The sequence below is a fragment of the Desulfovibrio inopinatus DSM 10711 genome, from assembly GCF_000429305.1.
GTDB lineage: Bacteria > Desulfobacterota > Desulfovibrionia > Desulfovibrionales > Desulfovibrionaceae > Alteridesulfovibrio > Alteridesulfovibrio inopinatus.
In genome coordinates, this window is the sequence record NZ_AUBP01000002.1 from 14,566 (window position 1) to 27,627 (window position 13,062).

Genomic DNA, 13,062 nt, shown 5'->3' on the forward strand with positions numbered 1-13,062 from the left:
ATGTTGCCAAGAGGTACGGAAGATTGTGGAGTCGAAAAAAGAAAAGACTGTATACAAGATAAAAAACGATACCGGTGCGTCAAGGAAAAGCCAAGAGAAGCATGGGCTGAACTCGACTATTTTTTTATAATTTGACGTTTTTTGCGGAAGAGATCAATCGTTTCAGTAGAATATCGATACGAGCCATAAGGAGTGTACCATGGAGAAAAAATTGATTGTAAAGACAACATCAGTGTTTGTCGTACTGTGTATTGCGTTAATTTTTATGAAGTCATTGGTACATGCACAGGATATGGTTGCTGGTCCAAAGACGTTCAATGGATATGTCTTTGGAGAGACTCCACGACATATGTCTGCTTGGACAAAAATCAAGCATAAAAATGGTATTAATTTTTTTGTAAATCCTGATGAGACGTATACTCTTGGTGATACAACTCCTCTAGTCGTTTACGGTGTGACAAATAGGAAGTTGTATAGTGTATATGTGGAAGTTAAATCTGCAAAAATATTGGCCGATTTGTACAATGAATTGACAGAAAAATATGGTCAAGCTGAGGAGTCACAGGAAGGAAATGTCGAAATTTATCGATTTAAAGACAATTTACTCAAAATTAAATTGAAGTACAATAAAGAAGGTCAGTCCATGAAAATAGCGTACTATTTTATTCCTTCCGAATTGGAGACCAGCATACCTTTGCATAAGATGGCTGACGAAGCCTTTGACGAGCTGCAATAAATAAGCTCGATAGAGTGTTATAATATGGAAACCCGACCATGGAAGATTCTACTGAATCTTCCATGGTCGGGTTCTTGTTTTTTGTGTGGCATGAATTTTATTAATGTTTATTGTTGAGTGTACAGTATTGTTACCATATTGATTTTCTTTTTGTCTGCTATCTTGTCGTTTTTCACAATATAACCGGATTGTATTGGTTTTATTGTTATACCAAATCTTTCAGGTTGCGACAGCTTCCCATGTGAATGAATATGATATTCAGTCTCTTATTGACAAAAAATGTCATTATGAGAAGAGCTTGTTTCCCTTTAGCATATTTATCGCCGACAACAGTGAGTTTGATGTCAAGAGTTGGAGAGAACAACGCGACATCGGATTTGAGGAGAGTATATGGGCAGCTTTACCGAGAAAATCAACGTTCGACTCATTCTCATCGTATTTTTTTCGATTTTTTTATGTACAGGAGGACTTGTTTATTACGTCAATACGGCAACAAAGAATCTTGTCGTTGAAAATGAAACACGATCCATGAAAACAATAGGTGATGGGATTGCTCTCGCGTTATCAAACACTCTTGAGAGTGCGCGAGCATTGGCAACAACATTGGCAGCTCAGCATGCGGTTATTCAAATTCTTTCCGGAGATGATTCCAGCAAACCAAGTCTTGAATATGAATATAACTCCTTAATCTCATCAGATGTGACATACTCTGGGATCATTGTGTCGTCGCTGGATGGAAAGCCATTATTGGCGGTGAGTACCGCAAATACTCATTTTTCAGATATTGATGTGAAGAATGCTTCCTGGTTCACAACCGCGCGCAATCAGAACCGGGAAGTCATTTCCAGCTCTCTTCTCTTTATGGACTCGAAGAAATCCGCTCTGTTGCCTATTTCTGCACCGATATCAGATGAATCTGGCAAACAACTCGGTATTTTGACCATCTTTCTCGATTGGAATTCGTTTACGTCTCGTTTTTTGGATTCAGTGCGGGTGGCTGGAGCAGGATATGGATATATTCTGGACAAAGAGGGAAACGTCATTGGACATGCTGTCGATAAAAATTTGATTCGCAAGAGTGTTGCTTCGTTCGAATTCGTACAAAAAGCCCTCTCCATGAAGAATGGCGTTCTTGAATACGATTGGAAAGGCAAAAAGAAGATCATGTCCATGTCGTATGTTCCAGCAACAGGATATATTGTCTCAATGACTGCTTTTGACGACGAACTTTCAGCCTCGGCAACAAAAGGACAGGGAGTGATCATCGGCGCCGGGATGATTATGGCACTCCTTGTCTGCACCATTATTATTTTCTTTGTCCGGACTTTTATCATTAAACCGCTGAATACAATCGTTCATTTCACTCAACAGATCGCATCCGGTGATTTTGGTACAACACTCGAAAATACGTTTATTTGTGAACTCTCGGTGTTGGCCCAAAATATCATTTACATGGTGGATGAAATCAAAAACAAACTCGGTTTCGCCCAGGGGGTGCTCAACGGAATACCTGTACCATGTGGCATTATCGGACCCGATTTCAATATTGTCTGGGCGAACGAATCTATTGCTGATTTTCTTGAAAAACCCAAATCGGCTCAAGAATATATCGGACAGTCTTCTGGGGAGTTCTATTATAACGACCCTTCCAGGGAAACCTTGTCGGATAAAGCCATCAAAGAACGGAAGCAGTTGTCTGCAGAGCTTGAATACACAACGCCAAGTGGAATTGTGAAACACGTCGCTGTGACCACAACGCCATTTTATGATCTTGATGACGAGTTGCTTGGCTCCATATCATTTTGGCTTGATGTATCGGAAATTCGAAAAGGACAGTTAAAGTCTGAAAAACAACGACAATCCGTTGAAGCCGCGGCAGTTCGTGCCGATGATGTTGCCCGTAGGCTGTCCGTTGCTGCCGATGAACTTAACGCCCAAATCGATGAAGCCAACAATGGTTCGCAGGTTCAACGCGACCGTGTATCGGAAACAGCGACCGCCATGGAGCAAATGAATGCGACTGTTCTTGAAGTGGCAAGAAATGCCGGACAAGCTGCCCAGGGAGTTATGGACGCTAAAGATAAAGCCTTTGAAGGGGATGAAACCGTCAACCGCATGACGACGTCCATAGTGCAAATCCACCATGGTGCCACGCAGTTGCAGACATCCATGGAAGAACTTGGACACAAGGCCGAGTCTATTGGCAGTGTATTGGGCGTTATTCGTGATATTGCCGACCAAACGAATCTTCTTGCCCTGAATGCAGCTATTGAAGCTGCCCGCGCAGGAGAGACCGGTCGGGGTTTTGCCGTCGTCGCCGACGAAGTCCGCAAACTTGCGGAAAAGACGATGGAAGCAACCAAACAGGTCAATGAAGCCATTGCCGATATCCAGACATCGGCCCGGGAAAATGTCGAAGCCACAGAACAATCGGTGGAGGCTATTGTAGCCACAACTTCATTGGCCGATGCATCGCGAAGTCTTTTGTCTGAAATTGTAGAGATGGTGCAGAGTGCGGCTGATCAGGTGCATTCCATTGCCGCAGCATCGGAAGAACAATCGTCGGCCAGTGAGCAGATCAACGCTTCAACGGAAGAGATTAATCGTATTGCGACGGAATCAAGTCTGATTATGCAAGAATCGACCAAAGCCGTTCAAGATGTGGCGGAATTGGCTATGGAACTCGGCATAATCACTCATGATATGACCCATAGCAATGAAACGCATACGATGAAATCCTTGCCGTCATCTCACAAAAACGCAAGATAGCCTATCTTGAGAAAAGGAATCCCGCTCTATGGAACGGGATTCCTTGATGTATGCGAAAAGAGCGTGATAAAAAGTCGGAATTACGCCGTATTAACGTCAATCTTCTTCACGTCGGATGGAGCTGGTTGGGTCCGGGCGATGGTCAACGTGAGGATACCGTCTTTGTGGCTGGCCTGAATGGATTCGGGATCGACATCATCAGGCAGGGCAAGAACACGCTGGAATGAACCATAGCTTCGTTCCATGCGATAGTATCCTTTGCTCTTGTCTTCATCCTTATGTTCGTACTTTTTTTCTCCACGGATAATGAGCGCATCGCCGCGCAGTTCGACCGTGATATCCTTGTCGCTGACGCCAGGCAGCTCGACCGTGACAACGTATTCCTTTTCAGTTCCTCCGATATCGAGATGTGGCCTGAGCATGGCTTGTTCGGTTTCCGTATCGAACAGGCTCGGAAACCGTCCAGGAGAAAAGAATCGTCCACGAAAAGCGTCTTCAAACAATCGGTCAATGTCGGAATGCAATCTGTCTACAGATGAGACTGGTTGTGCCGCGTTCTTGGCCGGGACAGGCGATTGTTCGTCGCGAGCCTCTTCCTTTTTGAACCAATTCCACGGGCTGAGTTTGGAAACGTCCATAAAACAACCTCCTTTCCTTGGTTTATATTGATGACCATGCATGCAAAATAAAACGACCGTGTGCACAGTCAATAACCCTCTATTTCGTCATACTTCATCCTCCAGAATCAGTATGGGGATGGCAATGGGAAAATTTTGCGCGCTGGCAGAGGCAAGGTAAATATTCATTTGGTTTTTTTCCCCATCAAGAGGCGTTTCGCTACCGTGCGTTGCGTCCAGATCTATCCATGGATATGCGCCATTCCAGCTACTTTTCGTCGATTTTTGATTGCAGAGACTCGCCTGTCGAAAAATGCCGGCACGTGCCATTGATGAATCATTTGCGTCCCAAGGGACTATGGGGCGAACGATGTATTCGGAAGCATACCAGTCCAATGCGAAAGGATCGGTGGAGGCGCAGACGATATTCGTTTGTATGGCTTCATAACTACTGTAGTTATCGATGGTTGCTACCCACACCGCGTCGAGAATGGTGAGATCGGGCTGACGAATATGGGAAAACTGACGACCGATGAGACCGTAACTTGTCGGGCCGAGGCTTTGATATCCCCAGAAGTAGCCGTGCATGGTGTCCCAGTCTGAAAATCGATCTGTTTCATTGGCGCAACTGACAAACCCGATAAAGTTTTTCCAGGCAGCCGTTGTCCCGGCCATGCAGTGCTTTTTGAGGACGGGCATATTGATGAGAACGACGCTGTCTGAAGTATACGTCGAGCCGTTCCAGAGTCCATGACGCATGCTGATATATCGTCCGCCTGGTGTGCGGAATTTCGGATAGGAGTAGATCGCTGGATAGCTGAATTCCCCATCACTGAGCAAAATATATCCATCCTCGGTATTACCGTGCACGTATTCAGCACTGGCTGGTTCCGCGTTCAGGGTGCCGCAGACGAGAAGATTGTCGTTGAGTGTCGTCCAGTCCATACTGGAGACGGGATAGCCAAGATTGGAGAATACGGTGATAACGTCCGCCATGGACTGGTCTTGGTCATGTGCATTGGCCGGTGTGACGGCGTAGACATCATCAATAACAAACTGCGTATTTTCGGCAACAACCACTTCACCGGAAAATCCGTCGGGATGATTGAGAATACGCCAGATCAATCCTTTGAGCAGATCGGTGTTGGTGCTCAAGCGTCCTAAGCCGGATGAACTGCCTTGCCCAACCCATTGGTTATTGATCTTTATGACAATCACACCGTTGGATGGGATAAGGCCGGATGGGGTGCTGGCTGTTTGGTAAAACGGTGTTCCTTCCCTCTCCATACGGTTGATCAATGTGTCTATTCCAGCGTCGGATAAAGCAGCTTCGCGTGAAACTCCCGCAGGGATGGATCCTCCTGCGAGGCTGTATTGTGGTGTCGGTAATTCCGTGGCGACGAAGACATCGGAAATGGCATCAGGATGTGTCCAGGAGGGGAGGTGGAGTGGACCTGTTTGCGCCCTCGACTCAGGTTCTCCAAGGACACTGCCGGCAACAATTGTTGATGCCGCCGCCAGAAATTCTCGGCGTGTTAATTGAAGTTTTTTACGGTGGCACTTGGGACATTTGGAACGAAAATGAGAAAGGAGCATAGTACCTCCTCCCTGTGAAGAAAAAGATTACAATGTATATATGACATTCAAAACAAATGGAAAAGGGGATACATGCATTATCTTTCCCAAATCCAATTTTTTTCATGATGGTGAGACAAACAATCAAAAGAGGGAAAGAGAAAGCAGAAAAAAAAGACTCTCCTATGCTATTTTCAGTTTAATAACATAAGATCGCTATGCTCTATGAATGGGGAATATTTATTATTTTAACAATGGAAAATGATTTTATATCCATATTTTATCTTCTTGCAGGAGCTCTGCAATCTCTTCGGCAGGAGCAGGCTTGGCAAAATAGAATCCCTGAACATATTCGCATTGCAAGGCATTGAGGAGCGTGACTTGTTCTCGCGTTTCCGCACCTTCGGCAACAACATCGAGGTTGAGACCATGTGCGAGCTGAACAATGGCTCGGACGATTTCGGATTCAGCTCCACTCCATGCCATTTTGTTAACAAACGATCGGTCAATTTTGAGCGTATCAAGCGGAAATTGGCGCAAATACGCCAACGAAGAGTATCCGGTACCGAAGTCGTCAACAGAGAGCTTTATGCCGATATCCTTGAGTTCCAGCAACGTTTGAGCAGAGCTGGTCGCGTTTTCCATAATGATGGATTCAGTCACTTCTAGTTTAAGCCTCTTCGCTGCGAGCCCGCTTGAATTGAGGACAGAATTGACGTGTCCGACAAGATCGGGCTGATTAAATTGCTTGGTAGAGAGGTTGACGCTGATGTCGATGGGCTCGGCTAGTGTGGTATTCCAGGCACCAACCTGGTCACAGGCGGTTTGTAGTACCCAATTCCCGATATCGATAATCAGTCCGGATTCTTCAGCCATGGGGATGAATCGTCCAGGGGAAATGAGCCCTTGTGTAGGATGTTGCCAACGAATCAATGCTTCGAGTCCGGCCAGTTTGTGTGTGCGTAACGATATAATTGGCTGGTAATGCAGAAAGAATTCGTTGCGCTCCAAAGCGCGGCGTAAATCGGAACCCAAGGTGAGTAATTCCAGCGCGCGTTTCTGCATGGATTCATCATACATGGCAAAGCGCGATTTCCCATCGGTTTTGGCCCGATACATGGCCATGTCGGCATCGCGCAGGATATTGTCCGGCGTTTCGTGAAATTTGGAGTTGAGGACAATACCGATTGATGCAGATAGAAAAATATCTTGGCCTTGACGCACAACGGGAACAGACAACTCTTCGTGAATGCTGTCCGCTACATGGATGGGTTCAATGAGATCACGAATGCCATCGAGCAGTATCCCGAACTCGTCACCACCAATGCGGGCAATCGTGTCTTCAGGCCCAACACATGATTTGAGACGATCGGAAACTTCACTCAAAATTCCATCACCGACTCCATGTCCAAGTGTATCATTAATGAGTTTGAACTGGTCGATGTCGAGATAGAGAACAGCAAAACGATAGGTCTGCCGTTCTGCCGCGTGTTTGATGGCATACTCAAGTCTATCAAGAAACAGGGTTCGGTTGGGAAGACCGGTGTGGATGTCATGGGTAGCCTGAAGGATCAAGCGTGCTTCGGTTTTCTTTCGGGCGGTTATATCAATTCCAAAGAGCGCCACACTGCCGGGTTCAGGCAGTGCACGATATGTCCATGACAATATATGGTCGCCTATTCGAACTTCCAGAGGTGACGAGCACGCCTCCCCAGCGAGGCAATTTTCAATATTGATGGCATGATGTTCAGGAAGAAGTTCCTCTTCAGCTTTATTCAGCACCCGAGCAAGATTTTGGGCCGTATCATTGACATGCAGAATGGAGTAACCCTTTCCGCAAATAAATATTGGCCATGGGCACGTGTCGAAAGCTTGAACAAGAAGTGTGTCTGCCGGAACTGGCGTCGTCTTCATGGTGCATAATCCCAGTTTGTGCAGTTCTCGTATATTGACAGAAACCAATATACAATTCTTGCATGCTTTACATTGGATATCAATCGTTTGGAAGAATCAACATTTGTATCGTTTCATGGTGTTATGAAAGTTTGCTTTATTCTCTACTAATAATAGATAGTATTGTTTTTTATAATAAAAACATGGAAAATAAAGGAGATATAAAAAGAGAAGAGTATATTTAAAGGCGAACAGCTTTCAGATGTCGTTGAAATGACAACACGATGACCCTGTTTTGCGACATAATCATGCTCAATCATCATGCTTTGGAATTGATGATCCTGTACAAATTTTACACAAAAAACAATACGACCCTAGTGGAGGAGAGTATGTACACTTTGAAACGATTCAGCGTCGTCAGCATGGCTTTGTTGGCATGTCTTGTGTGCGCGACAGTTGCTCAGGCAAAAGACGCGAAGTATGTTTTTTTGTTCATTGGTGACGGGATGGGTATTCCTCAGCGTTCAGCGACCGAAGCCTATACCGGAAAAAAAATGGTTATGGACACGTTTCCTGCACAAGGTGTTACCACCACGTCTGCCAACAACCGTTTTATCACTGGCTCGGCTGCTTCGGCCACAGCCATTGCTTCGGGTAAAAAGACCAATATCAACTATATCGGTATGGACGCCGACCTGAAGCCTCTCAAAACCGTTGCTGAAATGGCCAAAGATGACGGAAAGAAAGTCGGCATTATTTCGTCTGTCAGCATCGACCATGCCACTCCGGCTGCGTTTTATGCCCACGTTCCCACCCGAAAAATGTACCATGAAATTGACATGGCTCTGGCCAATTCCGGTTTTGACTTCTTCGGTGGTGGAGGCATGGTTGACCCCACGGGGAAAAAATCCAAAAAGCCTTTGGGCGATGCCGTGGCTAAAGCTAAAGAAAATGGCTATAAGTATGTGAACTCAAAAGAAGAATTTAATAAGCTGAACAAAGAGTCCGGTAGAGTCTTTGTGGTAAACTCCTGGCTTCAGGATTCTGAGGCTCTGCCCTATGCCATGGATATGACCGATAAAGACATCACCTTGCCTGAGCTCACGGGAAAAGCCATTGAAATGCTTGATAATGACAAAGGCTTTTTCATGATGGTTGAAGGTGGCAAGATCGACTGGGCATGTCACGCTAATGACGCCGCCGCTGCAATTAAAGACAACATTGCGTTTGATGAATCTATTGCCAAAGCTGTTGAATTCTCCAAAAAGCATCCTGATGAAACCCTGATTGTTGTCACTGGCGACCATGAATGTGGTGGGATGGCCTTGGGTTTTGCTGGCACGAAGTACGACACGGATTTCGGTGTTTTGGGAAATCAAAAGGGTTCGTTTACCAAATTCGATCAGGATATTCTTGATCCCTACAAAAAAACTCACGCCAAAGACGGTAAACTTGACGATCTCAAGCCGGTCATAACGGAATTCTTCGGCCTGAAGTTTGCCGGTGACCCCAAAACCGATCGCATGGTTTTGAAAGATTTTGAAGTTGCCGATATCGAAAAGGCCTTTGCTCGCTCCATGGCTGGCGAATCCGAAAAAGGCAGCGAAGAAAGCTATCTTTTGTATGGTTCGTATGATCCGCTGTCGGTGACGCTGACGCATTTGTTGAACCGCAAAGCCGGCTTGTCCTGGACTTCTTACTCTCACACCGGTGTGCCCATTCTGACTTCGGCCTTGGGTGTTGGTTCTGAGAGCTTCAATGGTTCGTACGATAACACCGATATCGCGAAAAAGATCATGACTTCCATGGGCCATTCAGCCGAAGTCGTGTACATTAATTAGTGTAGAAACTGACGTAGAAACTTACGGGACGGTGTTGCACCGTCCCGTTTTTTTGTGCGAAAAATCAATATTGCTCAGGGATGTTTATTGGAGGGGAAGTGTCACAACAAGCTGTGTACCCTCGTCGTCTGATGTGGAAAATTTGACGTCTCCACCGAATGTTCTGGCAATGAGTCGAGCGGAGTATGTTCCCAGACCGGTTCCTCCTTCTTTTCCACTTGTGGTATATTTGTCGAAAAATCGGTCTCGGATATCAAGAGGAACAACGCCGAAATTGTGTATGCGGAACGTGGCCATGTCGTCCTCTCTCTGGAGTGCAATGGAGACATGAGATTGTGGAGGTGCGGCTTCGAAAGCATTTTTGACGAGATTAGAGATCATGGCGAATGCGGAAATAGGTTCAGCTCGGGCAATAAAATGATCGTTTTTTTGTCGAGGATGGTCACAGACGCTAATCTGTACTTGGAGGTGTTTGTCTTCAGCCAAGAATCCGATTTCATCCAGGACTTTGTCTAAAATATGCAATAGATCAACGGGGTGGGGGATGCATTGATAGGAACCGGTTTCCATTTTAAACAAATCGAGTGTCATATTGATGTGTTGAAGCATACGGTAGCAAACAGACTCAATGTTTGCGATATACGATTGATTTTCTTCATTAATATTCGATTCAGTAGCTAAAAGCTGCGTAATGGCAATAATGGAAACAAGCGGTGATTTCAGATCATGACGATTAATGCGTTCGACATCTTCTTTCAATTTTTCGAGGTGTTTACGTTCTGTAATATCGTCTTTTACAGCAACATAATGCGTAATATCACCTCGTGGTGAATACATGGGAGAAATACTGGAGAACTCCCAATAAAGTTCCCCACTCTTTTTACGATTCAAAAATTCACCGACCCATGTTTTTCCTGATTTGAGTGTTGTATACATCTCGTCGTAATGCGCCGTATCGTGATGTCCCGAGTGGAGTATGGAGATAGATTGTCCGAAACAGTCCTCCTTGGTGTACCCTGTCATGGCCGTGAATGCCGGATTGACGAATTCAATGGTGGAATCCGGTGCAGTGATGACCACAGCAGTTCGGCTTGCCTCCACTGCATGGCGCAAAAGTTCGAGTTCGTGTTGGACCTGTTGTTTTTGGGTCACGTCGCCAATAACAATGACCAACCCTTCAAGACGACTATCATCACCATGCAGAGGAGAGGCACGGAGGGCTACAGGAGTTTGTTTTCTGTTTCCGACCAAAATAATTCCTTCGGGGAGATGAACGGGCTGGCGTTCAAAAAAGACTCTTGCTCCGAGCTCGGTCGGCGTAGGGCAATCGTATTCTGCTGGTCCGTGAAGGGAAAATGCATCTCCAAGGTTTTTATTCTGGAGTACATCCCGATCGTTGCCGAGAAGATTTTCGGCAGCGGCATTGACGTAGGTGATACGCATGCCGAGATCAGTGGTCAGAACGGCTTCCCCCATGCTGTTGAGCAAGGTGGACAAAGACTGGAATTTGTCTTGGATTTGATGATGGCGTCTGGCACTGGCAAGCGCAGATTCAATAGCCGCTTTCAGCGCAGCGTCATTGTAGGGTTTAACGAGAAATCCATACGGTGATGCCTGTGTCACGCCATATATGGTTGCATCGTCGACATGCGCTGTTAAAAAGACGACAGGTGTACCGAGGCGAGCATGAATGATCTTGGCTGCTTCAATACCCGAGATCCCAGGACCGAGGCGGATATCCATCAACACAAGGTCGGGCGCGTTTTTTATTGCAAACTCAATCGCATCATCGCCCGATTTTGCGAGTCCGGCCACAGTATAGCCAAGTTGTCGTAAGCTTGATTCGATGGAAAGTGCTGTAACGGCTTCATCTTCAACGATGAGAATTCGTTCATCCGCCATAATTTTCGTTTTTACTCTCGTTTTCCGGGGCGTCAAGTGTATCAAGGAAAGACTGGTCGACAGCGAATTCAGCAACAAAAACAGTACCTTTATCTTCAAGTTGATACAAAGAACCGCGCATTTGATGTTCTGTCAGCATCAGGGCTAAGCGTAAGCCAAGAGACTGCCCCAATCGCCAGTCGACATGCTCAGGAAATCCGACGCCGTTATCGGACACACAAAGTTGGAAGACATCATCGCCGAATCGTGTGAGTCCAATGTAGATTTGTCCATTACGACCGTCGGGAAACGCATGCTTGAGTGCATTGGACATAAGTTCACTGACAAGCAGTGCACAGGGAATGGCCTGATCCAAGCCAAAGCGTACTGGCTCAGCTTCAACTATAACCTTGACCTTGCCGGTTCGACCGGAAAAAGCTGTCTTAAGATTCGATGCAAGATCCTGCAAATATTCGTCAAATCGAATAGCTCCGAAATCGCCGTTTTTATACATGGCTTCATGGACGGCAGCCATGCTTTCTACTCGCTGGCCCAGGTCGCGAAAAAACGATTGTGTTTCCGTGTCAACAACACCGTTTTGACGAAGCCGAATAAGTCCTGAAACGACTTGAAGGTTGTTTTTCACACGGTGATGAATTTCTTTGAGGAGCAACTCCTTATCTTTGATGGTTTCGCGTAGGGCTATTTCACGCCGTTGAAATTGAACGGCCATTCCATTGAATGTACGGGCCAGCTCGGCGAGTTCGTCTTTACTTTCGGTATTGGGAGACCGAGCTTTCATGTCACCAGCAGCCAGACGAGCGGCTTGATGAGATAGCACCGTGATCTTGTCGAGAATGAGCTTGTGGGAGGCAAACCAGGCAACACCGAAAGAAAAGAACAGCGTTGTGATCAGCATACTGATTTGCAGGATAAAAGATCGCTCGACTTGGGCTACAACATACTTTTCTGGTGCCATGGCAATAATGGAGACATTGCCGGGAACATCTATCACGAGGGATTTTCCGGCAAGAATGGTTTTTTCGTATTCATCGACAAAGGAAAATTGCGATGATTGGGATGTTACCGATTCTCTATAGATGGCCGTATCTGAAATGTTGTCTCCAATAGAAATATTCAATGACGAAGTTGATGCGAGTACAATTCCGTTTTCATCGAACATAATAATTTGATAATATTCTGGAATAGAAATTCTATCGAATACAGATTTCAGCCAGTCCAGGCTTAATGCGGTACTGATGATACTGACTTGTTTTTCCGTTTCATCATGTATGGGTAGACTGAAAATGACGATTGGTTTCTTATGTAAAGGCCCAATTCTAAAACGACTTATAGAGAATATGTCTTTTCTGACAACGGATTGAAAAAACGAACTGTACGATACATTGAGGGGAGATGTGAGCGGCGTTGAGCTACATACGATATTCCCGTCGAGATCGGCTTTGGAAAAATTTGTATACCGTGGAAATTGATGAAATATCCGTTGAAGAGCGTGTTCGCATGCCGCATCATTTGTCCCACGAATGGCGTCGAATTGCGCTAGCGTGATTAAAACGGTCTGCGCATCGGAAAAAAGTTCTACAGTTTTTGATTGGACAATATCCGCGACATTGGTGAGCTGAGTGTATGCATGTCGTATATCCTGGTCTCGTCGCTGCACCATTTCTCGTATCATGAGAACACAAAGTGGCGTGACGAGCAGAGCAAAAAGGAACGCTAAACGAAAGCT

The 13,062-nt window shown here is 45.7% G+C and carries 8 protein-coding genes; 3 read left to right on the forward strand and 5 right to left on the reverse strand.

Annotated elements, in window-relative coordinates; translation table 11 throughout:
- The first annotated feature begins 199 nt into the window (after positions 1–199).
- Together G451_RS0102460 and G451_RS27095 are read left to right on the forward strand one after the other, a co-directional pair.
- Positions 200–736: a hypothetical protein gene (locus G451_RS0102460; RefSeq protein ID WP_027183028.1), complete on the forward strand. Its 537-nt coding sequence runs from the start codon at positions 200–202 to the stop codon at positions 734–736.
- Positions 737–1,126: 390 nt separating this feature from the next.
- On the forward strand, positions 1,127–3,505 hold the full coding sequence (locus tag G451_RS27095; RefSeq protein WP_051261054.1) for a methyl-accepting chemotaxis protein: 2,379 nt from the start codon (positions 1,127–1,129) through the stop codon (positions 3,503–3,505).
- An 80-nt stretch (positions 3,506–3,585) separates the two neighbouring features.
- On the opposite strand, the gene G451_RS0102470 is transcribed toward G451_RS27095, so the two are convergent.
- The 3 genes from G451_RS0102470 to G451_RS27100 all read right to left on the reverse strand — a co-directional run bounded on the left by G451_RS0102470 (position 3,586) and on the right by G451_RS27100 (position 7,611).
- Positions 3,586–4,143 (reverse strand): Hsp20/alpha crystallin family protein, encoded by a 558-nt coding sequence (locus tag G451_RS0102470; protein ID WP_027183029.1) that lies wholly within the window; start codon positions 4,141–4,143, stop codon positions 3,586–3,588.
- Between the two features lie 87 nt (positions 4,144–4,230).
- Positions 4,231–5,718, reverse strand: coding sequence for a DUF362 domain-containing protein (locus tag G451_RS0102475; RefSeq protein ID WP_027183030.1), 1,488 nt, complete (start codon positions 5,716–5,718; stop codon positions 4,231–4,233).
- Positions 5,719–5,964: 246 nt separating this feature from the next.
- Positions 5,965–7,611 carry an EAL domain-containing protein gene (locus G451_RS27100; protein WP_156921479.1) on the reverse strand — a complete coding sequence of 549 codons (1,647 nt, stop codon included), beginning with the start codon at positions 7,609–7,611 and terminating at the stop codon, positions 5,965–5,967.
- Between the two features lie 368 nt (positions 7,612–7,979).
- On the opposite strand from G451_RS27100, the gene G451_RS0102485 reads away from it, so the two are divergent.
- A complete protein-coding gene (locus G451_RS0102485; RefSeq protein ID WP_027183031.1) occupies positions 7,980–9,431 on the forward strand; it encodes an alkaline phosphatase in 1,452 nt (483 codons plus the stop codon).
- Between the two features lie 84 nt (positions 9,432–9,515).
- Here the strand turns inward: G451_RS0102485 and G451_RS32150 are convergent, their stop codons facing one another.
- Positions 9,516–11,333: a hybrid sensor histidine kinase/response regulator gene (locus tag G451_RS32150; protein WP_051261056.1), complete on the reverse strand. Its 1,818-nt coding sequence runs from the start codon at positions 11,331–11,333 to the stop codon at positions 9,516–9,518.
- Positions 11,323–12,996: a sensor histidine kinase gene (locus G451_RS32155; RefSeq protein ID WP_169727807.1), complete on the reverse strand. Its 1,674-nt coding sequence runs from the start codon at positions 12,994–12,996 to the stop codon at positions 11,323–11,325. The genes G451_RS32150 and G451_RS32155 overlap by 11 nt, the downstream gene beginning before the upstream one ends.
- Between the last annotated feature and the right edge of the window lie 66 nt (positions 12,997–13,062).

What these genes read in the sequence shown, in the direction of transcription:
- G451_RS0102475 (WP_027183030.1), bottom strand. Translation starts at nt 5,718, where the DNA reads ATGCTCCTTTCTCATTTTCGTTCCAAATGTCCCAAGTGCCACCGTAAA.
- G451_RS27095 (WP_051261054.1), top strand. Translation starts at nt 1,127, where the DNA reads ATGGGCAGCTTTACCGAGAAAATCAACGTTCGACTCATTCTCATCGTA.
- G451_RS0102470 (WP_027183029.1), bottom strand. Translation starts at nt 4,143, where the DNA reads ATGGACGTTTCCAAACTCAGCCCGTGGAATTGGTTCAAAAAGGAAGAG.
- G451_RS0102460 (WP_027183028.1), top strand. Translation starts at nt 200, where the DNA reads ATGGAGAAAAAATTGATTGTAAAGACAACATCAGTGTTTGTCGTACTG.
- G451_RS27100 (WP_156921479.1), bottom strand. Translation starts at nt 7,611, where the DNA reads ATGAAGACGACGCCAGTTCCGGCAGACACACTTCTTGTTCAAGCTTTC.
- G451_RS32155 (WP_169727807.1), bottom strand. Translation starts at nt 12,996, where the DNA reads ATGGTGCAGCGACGAGACCAGGATATACGACATGCATACACTCAGCTC.
- G451_RS0102485 (WP_027183031.1), top strand. Translation starts at nt 7,980, where the DNA reads ATGTACACTTTGAAACGATTCAGCGTCGTCAGCATGGCTTTGTTGGCA.
- G451_RS32150 (WP_051261056.1), bottom strand. Translation starts at nt 11,333, where the DNA reads ATGGCGGATGAACGAATTCTCATCGTTGAAGATGAAGCCGTTACAGCA.